The 15,803-nt window shown below is 36.8% G+C and carries 13 protein-coding genes; 8 read left to right on the forward strand and 5 right to left on the reverse strand.

Annotated elements, in window-relative coordinates; translation table 11 throughout:
• Positions 1–15: 15 nt before the first annotated feature.
• The 6 genes from ACXR6G_RS08580 to ACXR6G_RS08605 all read left to right on the forward strand — a co-directional run bounded on the left by ACXR6G_RS08580 (position 16) and on the right by ACXR6G_RS08605 (position 6,869).
• On the forward strand, positions 16–600 hold the full coding sequence (locus tag ACXR6G_RS08580; protein ID WP_458361006.1) for an indolepyruvate oxidoreductase subunit beta: 585 nt from the start codon (positions 16–18) through the stop codon (positions 598–600).
• Between the two features lie 797 nt (positions 601–1,397).
• Entirely contained in the window at positions 1,398–1,685 is a 288-nt protein-coding gene (gene citD, locus ACXR6G_RS08585; protein ID WP_458361007.1) for a citrate lyase acyl carrier protein, read from the forward strand.
• A 23-nt stretch (positions 1,686–1,708) separates the two neighbouring features.
• Entirely contained in the window at positions 1,709–2,581 is an 873-nt protein-coding gene (locus ACXR6G_RS08590) for an HpcH/HpaI aldolase/citrate lyase family protein (RefSeq protein ID WP_458361008.1), read from the forward strand.
• Positions 2,582–2,641: 60 nt separating this feature from the next.
• On the forward strand, positions 2,642–4,201 hold the full coding sequence (citF, locus tag ACXR6G_RS08595; RefSeq protein ID WP_458361009.1) for a citrate lyase subunit alpha: 1,560 nt from the start codon (positions 2,642–2,644) through the stop codon (positions 4,199–4,201).
• Positions 4,202–4,334: 133 nt separating this feature from the next.
• Entirely contained in the window at positions 4,335–5,738 is a 1,404-nt protein-coding gene (locus ACXR6G_RS08600) for a triphosphoribosyl-dephospho-CoA synthase (protein ID WP_458361010.1), read from the forward strand.
• Positions 5,739–5,795: 57 nt separating this feature from the next.
• Entirely contained in the window at positions 5,796–6,869 is a 1,074-nt protein-coding gene (locus ACXR6G_RS08605; protein WP_458361011.1) for a [citrate (pro-3S)-lyase] ligase, read from the forward strand.
• A 108-nt stretch (positions 6,870–6,977) separates the two neighbouring features.
• Here ACXR6G_RS08605 and ACXR6G_RS08610 read toward each other — a convergent pair whose 3' ends face one another.
• The 5 genes from ACXR6G_RS08610 to pyrB all read right to left on the reverse strand — a co-directional run bounded on the left by ACXR6G_RS08610 (position 6,978) and on the right by pyrB (position 11,843).
• Positions 6,978–7,325 carry a four helix bundle protein gene (locus tag ACXR6G_RS08610; RefSeq protein WP_458361200.1) on the reverse strand — a complete coding sequence of 116 codons (348 nt, stop codon included), beginning with the start codon at positions 7,323–7,325 and terminating at the stop codon, positions 6,978–6,980.
• Between the two features lie 104 nt (positions 7,326–7,429).
• A complete protein-coding gene (locus ACXR6G_RS08615) occupies positions 7,430–8,923 on the reverse strand; it encodes a dihydrolipoyl dehydrogenase family protein (protein WP_458361012.1) in 1,494 nt (497 codons plus the stop codon).
• 398 nt (positions 8,924–9,321) lie between these two features.
• Positions 9,322–9,972, reverse strand: a complete 651-nt coding sequence (locus tag ACXR6G_RS08620; protein WP_458361013.1) for a hypothetical protein — start codon at positions 9,970–9,972, stop codon at positions 9,322–9,324.
• Positions 9,973–10,395: 423 nt separating this feature from the next.
• The gene (gene pyrI, locus ACXR6G_RS08625; protein WP_458361014.1) at positions 10,396–10,854 is read right to left on the reverse strand and encodes an aspartate carbamoyltransferase regulatory subunit; all 459 of its coding nucleotides are present in this window, start codon (positions 10,852–10,854) and stop codon (positions 10,396–10,398) included.
• Positions 10,855–10,937: 83 nt separating this feature from the next.
• A complete protein-coding gene (pyrB, locus tag ACXR6G_RS08630) occupies positions 10,938–11,843 on the reverse strand; it encodes an aspartate carbamoyltransferase (protein ID WP_458361015.1) in 906 nt (301 codons plus the stop codon).
• Between the two features lie 998 nt (positions 11,844–12,841).
• On the opposite strand from pyrB, the gene ACXR6G_RS08635 reads away from it, so the two are divergent.
• On the forward strand, positions 12,842–15,265 hold the full coding sequence (locus ACXR6G_RS08635) for an SLBB domain-containing protein (RefSeq protein ID WP_458361016.1): 2,424 nt from the start codon (positions 12,842–12,844) through the stop codon (positions 15,263–15,265).
• A gap of 147 nt (positions 15,266–15,412) precedes the next feature.
• Positions 15,413–15,775 carry a four helix bundle protein gene (locus ACXR6G_RS08640; protein WP_458361017.1) on the forward strand — a complete coding sequence of 121 codons (363 nt, stop codon included), beginning with the start codon at positions 15,413–15,415 and terminating at the stop codon, positions 15,773–15,775.
• Positions 15,776–15,803 lie beyond the last annotated feature (28 nt).

Here is a 15,803-nt window from a genome sequence, read left to right on the forward strand (position 1 = left end):
TAAAATAGCATACGTATGAAAACAGATATGGTTATTGCAGGTGTAGGCGGACAAGGAATTCTTTCCATTGCTGCTGCTTTAGGATCTGCTGCTTTAGATAATAATTTACACATGAAACAAGCTGAAACTCATGGTATGAGTCAGCGTGGTGGTGATGTTCAGTCATTCATGAGAATTTCTGATAAGCCAATTTATTCAGATTTGATTCCTAAAGGTGGTGCTGATATTATTTTATCAGTAGAGCCAATGGAGGCTTTACGTTACCTACCTTACCTTAAAAAAGGTGGTTATGTAGTAGCTAACTCATCTCCATTCATCAACATTACTGATTATCCTGATGAGGCTGAATTGATGAAAACAATTAAGGCTTTACCAAACTATGTATTGATTGATGCTGATGAAATTGCCAAAGAAGTGACTGGTTCAACCAGAGCTTTTAACTTTGTCATGTTAGGTGCTGCGTCTCCATTTATCGATGTTCCTTTTGAATATTTAGAAGAAGGTATTCGTAAGATTTTTGGCAGAAAAGGTGAAGATGTTGTGAAAATGAACATCGACGCATTACACGCTGGTCGTAAGTTCTCTCAAGACAATAAATAAGATCTTCATGATACCTTGGCAACAAGTTGTCGGATAAATGATAAAAAAGTCTTAGTGTTGATTCACTAAGACTTTTTTTTTGAGCATATTGTCTAGTCATGAAATAGCAGCTTAGGTTTTATTCCAATCTTAAGTGCAGATGGAGTTTGTTGATGGACATCAAAACACGTATTAAGGAGGCGATAGTACTTTGAAAGACTGATGTTATCATTCTTCTTATTTTATCTTATTCTTAATTGTTAAAAATATTGAAATTTTCTCAACAAACGTTTGCGATATTTCAAAATGAAAAGCTATATTGCAAACGCTTTTGAAAAAGGGGCCTCCCTTTTACAAAGTAAACTCTTATACTAACCGATAAGATTTCACTAACCGCTAATCCGCAAAGAATCCTACAGGCCACTGTAGGATTTTTTTTATTTTAAAGCTTCTCTTTCCATCCTTATTTTGTAATTAATTTCTTGTATATATTGATTTTTAGGGCCTTTTAGACTTGATTGAGAGATGGATTGGTATGTGAATTAGAGAATTATATCTGTAATCTGTTTTATAACATTTTAACTTTACCAAAAAAGAAGCCAAAGTCCTTTGATATTTTTTGAAAGACTGCAACATTTGTACACTGAAAGTCAGTTGAGATTTTGAAGCGAAATCTGCTAAATAATGATCTTTATTTAGACTGATTTATAGTTCTGTTTTCATTGATTTTCTTTAGGTTTATCACAAATAATTAAAGTTTCATTTGCAATTTTATATAAGAATTGCGGATGGATAATAACAACTAACGATACAAAATAATGACACCTAAGTTTAAAGCTCAAGCTGGAACTTTTGAATCAAGCGACATTATGGTTCTAATTGAACCCGTTGCCGAAGGATCTGGAAGACAGGTTGACATTTCCTCGACTGTAATGCTACAGTTCGAAGAGGATCTTAAAGCATGCATCAATCAAGTTTTAGATGTAATGGAAATTGAAAATGTGCACCTTATTGCAAAGGATAAAGGCGCATTGACACCAACCATTAAAGCGAGAGTTGAAACCGCAGTTAAACGTTCTTTAGGTATTCAGGAGGGTACATTGTAATGGCTAAAAAGAAAAGAAGATCAATGTTGTACATCCCGGGTAATAATCCGGCTATGATTCAACAAGCGGGTGTTTATGGCTGCGATGCTGTATTACTTGACTTGGAAGATGCTGTTGCATTAAACCAAAAAGATGCTGCTCGTATTTTGGTACGTAGTATGCTTGAAACTGTAAATTTTTACGATACTGAAGTTTGTGTTCGTGTAAACAACATGCAAACTCCATTTGGCTTAGCCGATTTGGAGGCGATTGTACCTATGCAACCAGACAATATTCGTTTCCCTAAAACAGAATCGGTTCAGGATGTTAAAGATTTCATGAAAGAAGTTCGAAGAATCGAAAAGAAGCATGATATCAAAGATCCTAAGATGACCATTCATGTGATGATCGAAACGGCAAAAGGTGTTGCTAATGTATATGATATTGCTTCTTGTGAGCCACGTATCGATGCCATTACAATTGGTGGTCAAGATTTAACGGCTGACATGGGTATTGTGAAAACTCCAGATGGAGCAGGTATCGATTATGCTCGTAAGCGTATTGTTATGGCTGGTAAGGCTAATGGTTTAGATGTTTTAGATACTGTTTTTGCTGATGTCAATGATGAGGAAGGTCTTAAAGAAGAGACTGAATACATCAAGAAATTAGGTTTTGCTGGAAAAGCATTGATTAATCCACGTCAGGTTGATCCTGTACATGAGGTTTACAATCCTAGTGAAAACGAAATTCGTAAAGCTTACCGTGTGTATTCTGAGTTTTATAAGAATACTAAAGCAGGTATCGGTGTTTTTGCTATTGATGGTAAAATGATTGATGCTCCTGTTGTTCAGAGAGCTATCACCGTTTTGGAATATGCTAATATCGATATTAAGGATATTGAAAAGAGTTTAGACTAGTCAATTTATTAGCAACTATTGGTATTCCGATTCTATCGGAGAGCAATTAATAATAAAACAATGAAAAACGCATTAGGAGTTGAAATTCCTGAATATATAGAAGGTATTGGCGAATTGCAGCCTTACCAAGGTGTTTGGAAAAGTATCATCGAAGATGAAGTTCCATCTACCAACATTTCACGCACATTAAAAGCAAAAAAAGCACACACATCAAAAGTTTGTTCTAGTTTAGAAGAGGCTATCAAGAAGTGTAAGCCTTTCGATGGTATGACTGTTACTTGTCATCACCACCTTCGTGGAGGTGATGGTGTGTTGATGCAAACTATCGAGATTTTAGATCAGATGGGAATCAAAGATATTACTTTGGCTTCATCTTCATTGACTTCAGCTCACGACGGATTGGTTCCTTACGTTGAGAAAGGTATGATTACTAAAATCTTTTCATCAGGTATTAGAGGCCTTCTTGGCGATACTATTTCGATGGGAAAATTAAAATACCCAGCGATTATTCACTCACATGGTGGTCGTGTTCGCGATTTCTTAACAGGACGAATTAAACCAGATTTATCGGTACTTGCTGCTTCAGCTGCTGACGAGGAAGGTAATGCTACAGGTTCTCACGGACCATCTGCATTTGGTTCTATGGGTTATGCTGATATCGATGCTCGTTATTCAAAAAATGTGATTATCGTTACGGATAATATGGTTGAATACCCATGTGTTCCAAGTACGGTTCGTCAGCATTTTGTTGACCATGTTGTGAAAATTGACAGCATTGGTGATGCATCTAAAATTGCATCGGGAACAACTCGTATTACATCTTCACCAATGGACTTGCGTATTGCTCGTATTGCTGCTACAGTAATCGAACATTCAGGTTTGTTTAAGGATGGTATGTCATTCCAGGTTGGTGCCGGTGGTGCTTCTTTGGCTGTGGCTAAATTTCTTCGCGAGGATATGAAGCGCAAAAGCATCCAAGGTTCTTTCATGATTGGTGGTGTAACATCTTACGGTGTTGACATGCTTGAAGAAGGTTTGTTTAAAGCCATTTTCGATGTTCAATCGTTCGACGCTGCTGTAAGTACTTCTGTATTGAATAACCCTAAGCACGTTGAGATCACTTGTGATCAATATGCGAACCCTAATAACTGTGGTGCCATGACCAATAAATTGGATGTGGTTGTTTTAGGTGCACTTGAAGTGGATGTTGATTTCAATGTAAACGTTATTACTGGTTCATCAGGTGAGATTCGTGGTGCTTCTGGTGGTCACTCTGATACTGCTTCCGGAGCAAATCTTTCAGTGATTGTTTGTCCATCTTTCCGTGGTCGTTTACCAATCATTATGGATCGTGTTCATACTGTTGTAACTCCAGGTGAGAGTGTTGATGTGGTTGTAACTGAGCGTGGTGTTTGTGTAAACCCTGCAAAACCTAATTTAGCAGCAGCTTTGAAAAAAGCGGGACTAAAAGTGGTTGATATTAAAGATCTTAAAAAAGAAGTTGATTCTATGACAGGTATTCCTGCACCGAAACAGCTTGGCGATAAGATTGTTGCATTGGTAGAATACCGTGATGGAACAATTATCGACGTGATCAAAAATGTTACAAATTTAGAATAAGTCAATTCGATTTTCGAGTTGAAAACTATATTTCCCTCTCTGTTAAAATGGAGAGGGAACTGTTTCTCTTTTTAGAAACAAATTAATTGGTTTTTATTGCAAATCAATACAAACTAAAGTCATGACTGCAGGGATGGATAAGTCGATAGAAGAATTGCTTTTGGCTAAGGATAAGCGAAGAGATTTGAGGATGCAGAGACTTGAAAGAGGCTGTATCACTCTGAGTTTTAATTTGAATATTCCAGGCTTACCTAAGTCTAATGACAACTTCCATGCTTTTTTCTCAAGCTGTTTAAGGGAGTTGAAAAATTACCTCCTTTCACATCGAATTGTGATCAACAGTGAAACTAGTCATTGTGAAACCGATGCTGCAGGAGACTTCTTTCTTGCTGAAATAATCGATTCTGATTACACAGCTATCCAACTGAAAAATCTTTGCGAAACCTTTGAAATTAATCATCCTATTGGACGTCTTTTAGATGTTGATGTGGTTGATGAAAAGGGAGAACCTGTTTCTTCTGGGAAAGCGAAGTTATGCTTCTTCTGTAATAATGCACCTGCTATTTATTGCATGCGCAAACAAGTTCATGATTATGCTGCGATGCGCATGAAAGTGGCATTGGAGATTTCAAAGTATCAAGACCAGAAGAAAAAAGAACGCATCTGTAAGCAACTTTCAATATTGGCTACGCAATCCTTATTGCATGAGGTTGCTTTGGCACCCAAGCCAGGATTAGTCGATCGTTTTGATGAGGGATCGCATTCGGATATGGATTTTTCTACCTTTTTAAACTCAACGGCAGCTCTTTCGGTATCATTCAAAAAGATAGCTGACTTTGGTTATACTTTTTCAGGTGATAATCTGAAAGAAGCTTTACCAAACTTGCGTTTGATTGGTCTGGAAATTGAAGCCGATATGTTTGCTGAAACCCATGGTATTAATACCCATAAGGGAGCTATTTTCCTCATGGGCTTTTCAATTTTTGTTTCTGCACATCTTATTGCAAAAGAATCATTTACTAATGAAGCATTTGTGTCTGTTATTCAGGCTATGAATGGTGATTTGGTTGCGCGAGAATTGGGTAAGAAGCTCTACTTGGGGAAAGAGACACATGGCGAAGAATGTTTCCGACGATTTGGTAAGAAAGGGCAGGGGATTAGAGGGGAAATACAAGCAGGTATGCCTTGTGTTTTTCAAAAGGCTCTTCCGGTCTTACACCAACATTTCGATTCGGAAAAAATATTGAATGATAAGTTGCTAAACAAAGGCTTGACACATGCTTTACTTGCTATCATATCGCAGAATGATGATAGCAATATCCTTTACAGAAAAGGGTCAGAAGTTTTAGAAGAGTTGAAAAATAGAGCGACTGCATGTATCGATACATTTGGTACATCTCAATTTGATGCTGATTATGCAGTCTTAATTGAGTTTTGTAGAGTGAGAAAAATATCACCAGGAGGTTCTGCCGATCTTCTGGCTGTCTCTTATTTCATGTACTCTGTAAATAGGCAGTTGGTTTGGAATGATGAGTAAATTCAGTTTAAATAATTTGAACATAGTCCCAACTTAAAGGGATAATACGATATAATAATGGGCGTAGAAAATACTGACTATAGAGAAGAATCCTTAGATTTGAGAAACCCTTTTGATATCAAGCTGCTTTCTCAGTTTTTGTCTGATTTGGGTTTTGATTACATTCCAGCGGATGTTGATTATTCTATGATTATATATAATTTGAATGATGAAATTATTGGAACTGGATCCTATAAGGGGCGTGTTTTGAAATATGTTGCTGTAGCGCCTAAATTTAGAGAAGGTGCAGCTTTTGCTCAGATTGTAACGCACTTGATTGATATTGTCATTCAAAAGCATAATCATATTTTTGTTTATACTAAGCCTCGTAACTTAGTGGTATTTAAAGGTCTTGGTTTTACTGAGATTGCCACAGCCGAACCTCTGTTCTCTGTTCTTGAGTTCGGTTATGAGAATATAAAAACCTATCAGAATTATTTACGTTCTATTAAACGTGATGTGAATGTAGGGGGTATAGCAGCCGTGGTTGTGAATTGTAATCCATTTACCATGGGGCATAAATACCTGATTGAAAAGGCATGCCGCGAGAATAGAGTCGTCTACCTATTTGTTGTTGAGGAAGATCGCTCATCCTTTAACTTTACAACCCGTTGGCGTTTGATCAAGGAGGAATTAGGTCATATCGATAATTTAGTGATGGTAAAAGGAGGCAATTATGTGGTTTCTGGTACGATTTTCCCATCTTATTTCTTAAAACAAGAGAAAGAATCAGATATTGCAGCTTGTCAAGCTGAGTTGGATGTGATTACTTTTATGAGATATATTGTGCCGATTTTCAATATTAATCGTCGATATGTGGGAACAGAAATGTATTCACCCGTAACTCAAGCCTATAACGAAGCAATGATCAAACATTTGCCATCTAATGGGGTAGAGCTTATAGAGATTCCTCGTATTACGAGTGGTTCTAAGGATAATTATATTTCGGCTTCTAAGGTTAGACAGGCTATTCGTGAAGATAAGTTGGATATGGTTATCGACTTCCTTCCAACATCAACAAGACGATTTTTATTGTCAGAAGATTCTGCTCATATTCGTGCAAAGATTAAATCGAAAGTAACAAGGCATTAAGCCTAACCTGTATAAAAATAGCGTCTAAACTTTATTAGTTTAGACGCTATTTTTATATCAGATTCAAGTTTTAAGGATAAAGATTAAAGTGAAAAAAAAACAAAATATTTATCTGTGTTTTGAGCTTTTAGAATAAATAGAACCTAAAATTTTCATCAATTCTTTAGATTCAGCCTCTAAGGTATCCCAGTTAGTATTTGCTTCTGAAATTTCAATAATTATTCGAATCCAGTAGTTTGATTCTCTTATTTCTTTAAGTGAAATCCCAATTTTATTTGAAAAATCAGCCTTTGAAACTGCTGATTGTGCTTCCTCATAATTTGCACCAACAGATGTTGATGATTTGAGTATTTGATAAGATATAACTTGATACTCTCTTGAATTGGGAAGATTCCTTACTTCTTTGATAATACCTACAGAAAACCGATATAAACGCTCTTGTAAATTATTTTCCAGACCTTATTTGCTTTAATCTTATTCTTCTTTACCCTTGTTTTTCTTTAATCCGGCTGCGGCGGACTTCGCTACACTCAGCCTTAATTTCCTTTATCCTTTATCCTTTATCCTTGAATCTCTGGTTTCCACGATTTTAATTTGATTAAATCAGGAAAGGCCTGAGGCTTGTAGATTGACTTACCTTCGAATACACGTAAACATTCCTGAACTCCTTCAGAAATACTTGGGTGTGGATGCACATTTTTCCGAATATCCTTAAGAGTACCTTTTTGTGTAATTTGGTAGGCGATGGATGTGATAAGTGTTGAGGCTTGTGGGCCAGCAGCACGCATACCCAATATGCGGTTCTCACCATCATCGCTCACAATAATTTTAATAAAACCATCGGTAGCTCTCATGGCAATAGCTCTATTTATGAGTGAATTTGAATAGGTCGCTACTTTGTAAGCAATTTTTCTACTCTTACAAGCTTTTTCGTTTAAGCCAACTGCTGCGACTTCAGGTTTAAAGAACATGAGGGTTGACATATTGGAATAATCCAAGGGGTATTCTAAATTGCCATATAGGGCTTCAACAATAAATCGGCCTTGAAGTTCTCCGACTGAGTATAGTTGTGCATGACCAGAGACATCTCCGGCAGCAAAAATATTGCAGGATTGGAAATTGTCAGTCGCACATGCATCATTGATGTCTAAATAGCCTCTTTCAGTTGTTTGAATATTGACATTTTCCAGTCCCATATTGTCCAAATTCGGGACTCTCCCAACAGCCACAACGGCTACATCAACTTCAATCACTTTCGAGTGGCCATCTTGATAATCTAATACAACCTCTAAGCAATCGCTACGTTTACGAATTGTTCTTAGGTTGGCCGTATGATGAATAATCACCCCGTTATTTTCAAGACTCTTCGAAACGAATTCGCTGACATCATCGTCTTCATAAGGAATTACTTTGTGTTGGCGGTCAAGTAGGTGGACTTCGGTTTGCTTGTAATTGGAGAAAATTGTAGCGTACTCGCAGCCGATAATACCCGAACCGATAATAATCATGCGTTCAGGAAATTCTTTGAGGTTCATGATACCTTCAGAATCGATGATTCGTTCCTGATCAATCTCAATATCCGGCATTTCTCTTGGTCGAGATCCAGTCGCAATAATAATATTGTCACCTGAAATTTGCTGTGTTTCTCCTTTGTGTTTGATCTCTATGGTGTGAGAATCAATAAATCGAGCCCAGCCATATTTCAGGCAAATGCTTCCGTGGCTATCCGTTGATTCTGAAAAAGTCTCAATTTGAGACAGCATCTGAAGTTGCTTTTGCTTGGCAGCCTGAATGATTGTTTTCTGAACTTGCTTGTAATCAGCAAAGAGCCCCGAAGCTCTATAACCTCGATTAACTGATGAAGCAATGTTAAAATCTTTTGATAACTCCCACATCGCTTTTGAGGTGAGTGCACCATTCATAATACCAGCACCACCAAGATGGTTCGCTTCAATTATACAGACTGATTTTTTGAAGTCGATGGCACGTGTAGCTGCTGAAAAACCTGCAGGACCGCTTCCTATTACAATAAGATCGTATTTTTCTTGAGTCATATTTATCTATTCCTTTTCATGTGGAAATTCAGATTCTTTATTCTCTTTTAGAATAAACCTCAAGATAAGAATTATCAATCAAAAAAAATGCAAAGCTTAAAGGAAAATAAGGATAATCACGATTCTCGGGATTCAAGGATAAAGGAAAGAAAGGGTAAAGGTTTGAAAGTACAAAGGTCGAAACAAAACCTGTAAGCGTGCGACCTAATTGTTCCTGATAAATTTTATTAAAAAGAACGATTTAGACACCGATGGACTTCGTCGAGCTCGTAAACTCGGTTTTTGTTATTTTACTTTAACCTTTACACTTTAACCTTGTGACTTGAATCATTAACAAGAAGAAAGGATAAAAGGATTGGGATTAAGTGTTTGATTTACAGATCTCAAATCCTAGAGGCTTAATAGATGATTTTACCTTCTTTCAGTCTTTGCAGTGTGTGTTTGAATAGGATTTTGTGTAATAGCTGGGCTTCTCTTAGGTTGTCTGACGTAATTTCATCTTCCAGTTCAATAAAATTGGCAGTATCCAAAAGAAATTCATCATCTCTTAAATTAGGATAATCCTGTTCAATATCGTAAATGTCAGAGAATTGCATAAGAGGAAGTCGGCTTAGAACGGCTTTTCGCTGTTCATTAAAAGCCTCTCTATCAGCAGCTTTTTCATTCGCATAATAGATTTCTTGCAAACTATCTACGAAAAAGTCATCAAAACTTTTCAATAGGATAACGCGGTCTTTGCGAATGCGAAACATCTCGCATAGATCGATCTCAGGCATCTGTTCTTCTTTTTGAATGCCCTTTGATAAAAAGAGGTAGGCGAGCAGGACTAGGCCAATGCTTTTTTCTTCATCATCAATCATATCGATGTGAAGCATAAGAATAAGACTTTTGCCCAATTGTGAAATCTGACTACTATCCCAAAGAAGAAGAGGATTGGTTTGAAGCGATGAGTAGATCAGGCGTAATTGTGCGTTGCAAGCTCGAGTTTTACCATTTTGGCCAAATTCTAATGCTTGTAAAACGATATCTTGAAGTTCTTCGCTAGTCATACTCATTGTTCTTCTTGTTATACAGGCCAAATACCTGCTTATTATTTTTCTGCCGCAAAGGTAAGGAAAAGAAGATAAGTTTAAAGGAAATTTAAGGATAAAGGAATTTCAAGTTTAAAGGATAAAGTAGATCTAAGGATAAAGTAAAAAAGAAAAAAAATAGTAGAGAACGCGATTTATCGCGTCTTAACACAAAGGGAAGGGAAAAGAAGATAAGGTTAAAGGAAATCCAAGTAACAAGTATCCCCTAATTAATGTTTATCAGTGAATACCGAGCTTGCGAGATCAATGAAATTAATTAGAGGTTAAAATATTCTTTTAAAAATCTGTGTAAATCTGAGTAATCTGTGGTTGAATATTTTTTTGAAAAAAAAAGGAGCCCCACGATGGAACTCCTTTGTATTGTCAGTCAATAAGCTCAGCTTATTTAATATGAATGTTTTTGTGATCAGTGATCTTTTCACAGTAGTGGCATTTTAAAGTGATTGGTGTTGAGCTCATGACTTTAAACTTGGTATATACCTCTTCAACGTTAGTGATACATTTAGGGTTCATGCATTTAACGATGCCTTCAACCTTATTGGGAGTTTCAACAACACTTTTTTCAACAACCTGATAATCTCTGATGATATTAAATTTCACATTGGGCGCAATCAATGAAATTTTATTGATTTCTTCGGCCTCGAAAAATTTCTCCGATATTTTAATGATGCCTTTTTTACCCAGCATGTCACTCTTGTAGTTGTTCCCAATGGTGACTGTAGTTGAGCATTTATCCAACTCAAGGATGTTGATTACTTTGAAAAGGAGTTCAGCAGGAATATGATCGATAACGGTTCCATTCTTGATGGCTCTTACCTGAAGTTCTTTTTTTGCTGTCATATCTTAATGTACTTTTAGTCTAATTTTTAATAAATCTTTCCTATTGATTCCGATAGAGATCGGTTTGCCAGAATAGTTCTAATCTATAGATCCAGAGCTTTAGCAATTATAGCCTGTCTAGCATAAACACCATTTAGGGCCTGCTCAAAATAGTAAGCTTTAGGATTAGCATCCACATCTACAGCAATTTCGTTGACTCTAGGGAGAGGATGAAGAATGCGTAGGTTGTCTTTCGTATCTTTTAGCATATCATTTTTAAGAATGTAGACATTTTTAACCTTCTCATACTCCAAAGGATCGGCGAAACGTTCACGTTGTACACGAGTCATATAAAGAATATCGGCATCGTTGATGATAGAATCGAATTCAGTATGCTCATGGTACTTAATGTTGTTTTTATCCATGACGATTTTATATGCTCTTGGAATTTCCAGTTCCTTAGGCGCAATAAAATGAAATGTTGGGTTAAAATGAGAAAGAGCCATTAATAAAGAGTGAACCGTTCTACCATATTTCAAGTCTCCTACCATAAAAATGTTCAGATTCTCAAGTGTGCCTTGTGTCTTTTGAATAGAATAAAGATCGAGCATGGTCTGAGTTGGATGCTGATTGGCACCATCACCTGCATTAATCACAGGAACATCAGAAACTTCAGAAGCCCAACGAGCAGAACCTTCAATGGGGTGGCGCATCACGATCAGGTCAGAATAATTACTTACCATTTTAATGGTATCGTTAAGTGTTTCTCCCTTGGTGGTACTTGATGATGAAGCATCAGTAAAGCCAACAATCTTGCCACCCATGCGACTGATAGCCGTTTCGAAACTCAGGCGAGTTCGAGTTGATGGCTCAAAAAACAGAGAGGAAATGACTTTCCCTTCAAGAATATTGGAGTTCGGATTCTTTTCAAATTCTGCTGCTTTAGCTAATACTTCCAAAATTTCTTTTTTGGTGTAGTCATCAATAGACACTAAGCTTCTGTTATCCATTTCTTAATTTTTAGAATTTGTATATAACGGTTGTTTTAATATCAAAAAAAAACCAACAATTGTCGATATAATAGACAATGTTGGTTTTAATATAAAATATAATAAATAAGATTTGAAACCTGAATCACAGGCTTTTCGTCTCATGAATAAATCGAATAATGAAAAATAATAAAAATGGAGATTGTAAAAGTGAAGGTTTTCACTTTCTAATGATAGGGATCTAGATTGAATTATTACATGTTCCATTCTAGGCTACGAAGATAGAGATAAAGAATGAACATTATCAAATATAAAGGCTGTTTTTTTCGTTAGGGAAAGGATATTAGTTGTGCGACTTTTTTAATGAACCACTAACATGTTAACGAGCTTGTGAGTAAATGACACAGAAAAACTCAGATTAAAAGATAATAGTTAACCACTAATTGATACTGATTATCACTAATTAAATGGGAAGGTTCATCGTTTATTTGTCTTAGCGAGGAAGAATGACGAGGCTATTTCAAGATAGAAGAGTTGTTGTCAGTTGTCAGAACCAGCAGATCTGGCTTATACTTTCCTTCCTTTTACCTTTATCCTTGTTTACCTTTAATCCGCCTGAGGCGGATTTCGTTGCACTCAACCTTATCATCCTTTAATCTTCGAATTCCTTTATCCTTGATTTTCCTTTTTAGACCTTCGGTCTAAGTTGACAGATTTGACAAGCTGCAAGATCTAATGAATATCCTATTTTTGCATCTTAATAAGAACAGAGTTGATTGCATTATCAAGGAGGAGTCATCAATTAAGTTAAGTTCTAAAGACCTTTAATCTTTAACCTTTTTACTTTACACTTTTATTGTTGAATTGTATTCTGTGAAAACTTGCTGCTTTGAGCATAAGTCTTTACTTTTGCCAGACTTTGATTGGGCGCTCATCTGTTTTTTGTTTTTATTCGTCAAAACAAATTAGACTTTCGATTAGGGTATATGGAAAATTGTAAAATTGATAAAATACACATTATGATTCGGTTTCTGAAAACCATTTTAATTCTTTTCATGTTTGTTAGTCTTTCTCAGACTTTAATAGCTCAGAACATTAATCCCGCAACTGTTAATGTTGCTAAATTAAAGGATGATCAAATTAGAAAGATTGTAGATGAGATGGATAAAAAGGGCTTGGGTATTGAAGAAGCTATAATGATGGCTCGAGCCAAAGGTGCATCGGAAACACAGATTTCCCAGTTGCGTCAAAGAATTGAAGCATTGAGATGGAGTTCTCGTGGTGATTCTACTCAACTTAAAAAGCTTGATGGGGAAGCGGAGCTAGAGTCTTTGAATGAGCTAAGTCCTAAGGCTGGATTGGATGAAGATATTAAAAAAGATTTATCTAAAATCTTTGGTTTTCATTTTTTCAATTCAGATAAACTGACTTTTGCTCCCTCTATTAATGTGCCGATTTCTGATTCCTACACTTTAGGTTTGGGAGATGAGCTAGTCATTAATATTTATGGTGCATCTCAGCAGATTTATAATCTGCAGGTTCAGTCTAATGGAAGTGTCTATATTACTGACCTAGGACCTGTTCAGGTTGCAGGTTTAACTTTTGTTAAGGCTCAGAATAAGATCAAAAACCGTTTGATGTCTATTTATTCAGGTCTGAAGGGTGATAAACCCAATACTTTTGTAGATGTGAGTGCAGGACAATTAAAAGCCGTTACTGTTAATGTGATTGGTGAAGTGATGGCTCCAGGAACTTTTACTTTGCCTGCTACAGCTTCAGCTTTTAATGCTTTATATCTGGCTGGAGGACCAAATGAGAAAGGGTCATTCAGACAGATTGAAGTTATACGTGATGGAAATATCATTTCTACAATTGATGTTTATGCCTATTTAATAGATGGGAAAACACTAGAAAATGTTCAGTTGCGTGATCAGGATGTGATTATGGTTCGCCCTTATTTGAATAGAGTTAAGGTGGCAGGCGAATTCAAACGAGAAGGTTGGTTTGAAGCGACGAAAGATGAAAGCCTTGCTGATATGCTTCGCTATGCTGGAGGCTTTTCAGAAAATGCTTATACGCATCGTGTAGAATTATATAGAAATAATACAAGAACGATGACATTTAAGGATGTTGCAATTCAGGATTTTGTATCGACAACTTTGATGAATGGGGATTCGATTGTTGCAGGAATTGTAATTGATCGTTTTGAAAATATGGTTAGTGTCGAAGGGGCTGTTTACCGTCCGGGTAATTATGAGATGACAGAAGGCTTAATGCTTTCTCAATTGATAGACCGTGCTGAAGGTGCCAGAGAGGAAGCCTATATGGAGCGAGGGGTGATTATTCGTAAGAAGAAGGATTATACTTTCGAAAGCCTGTCTTTCTCGCTTCGAGATGTCTTAAATGGAGAAATAGATATTGCTCTGAAAAAAAATGATAAAATTCAGATTTCATCAATTTTCGATATGCGAGAAGCACGAACAATTGAGATTGTTGGTGAAGTTCAATTTCCAGGAACCTACGCTTATGCTGAAAATTTAAAATTAGCTGATCTAATTTATATGGCAGGTGGTTTCCTTGAACAAGCAGAGGTGTCAGCCGTTGAAGTGAGTCGTATCTTAAATACAAAGGAGATTGAATCCCTAACTAAGAAGTTGTCGCATTCTTTTCAGTTCCCAGTTGACAGACAATTAAAGATGGCTGATGACGATGCCGCCTTTATACTTGAGTCCTTCGATAGGATTTATGTGCGACGCGCACCAGGTTACCGACCTCAGGCTGTCGTTAAGGTGCAAGGCGAGGTGGCTTATGCAGGCGACTTTGGTTTGACTTTCAAAGGAGAAAAGATCTCTGATGTTATAAGACGCGCCGGTGGTGTAACGCCTGAAGCCTTTGTTGAAGGGGCCTCACTACGTAGGAAACACGAGATGAACGATGCTGAATATGATGCTAAAATGGCTTTGATTAGGCAAGACACGACAATGGTAGATACGATTGTGAAACGAATAACTTACCAGGTTGTAGGGATTGATTTGGTGAAAATTCTAGAAAAAACTGGTGGTGTTGAAGATTTACTAATGAAGGATGGGGATCAGCTTTTAGTACCAGAGCAGATGCAAACTGTAAAAGTGTCGGGAGCTGTTTTAAGTCCTGTCGCATTGACTTTTATGGATAATAAGAGTTTGAGAAAATACATCAGATCTAGTGGTGGTTTTGCTGAATCAGCAAAGAAAAGTAAGGTGTATGTGCTTTATGCCAATGGTACAGCTGAGTCAACTCGTGGAAGTATCTTTGGTCGCCGTTATCCTAAAGTAACACCAGGCTGTGAGATTATCGTACCTGAAAAACCTCAGGTTGATAAAACCGCACAAGCAGGTAAGTGGTTAGGAATCACTTCAGCTGTGGTGAGTATGTTTACGGCTATTTCGATAGCACTCAGGTAGGTGTGTTAATGGTCATTCGGCATTGGTCAATGGTCAGTGGCGCTGCACTGAGCGAAGTCGAAGTGTCAATAGTTATTAGTTGACTATTCAATAGTCAATAGGGAGTGAAAGTTTGAGTTCTTGTATGTAGATTATAGCTTTGTTGTTATGAATGATATAGAAGATTTAAAGGTTTATCAATTGGCTTATTCGTATGAAAAGCGAATATGGGAACTTGTGATGTCCTGGCCTTATTTTGAAAAGTCAACTATTGGGAAGCAGCTTGTGAGATCGGCAGATTCAGTTTCGGCTAATATCTGCGAAGGATATGGTCGATATCATTATAAAGAGAATAAGAATTTTTTGTTTTATGCAAGAGGTTCTTTATATGAGACAAAGAATTGGTTGAAGAAAGCGAATGATCGGAAATTAATCGATCATGAAACTTATAAGAAGCTAGAGTCGGAAAGTGTTGTAATAGTTAAAATGCTCAATGCATACATCCGCTCAATTGGCAAAAAGCCCCAATGATTGTGTCCAATGCCTATTGCCTATTGAC

This window comes from Ancylomarina sp. YFZ004, assembly GCF_054254355.1.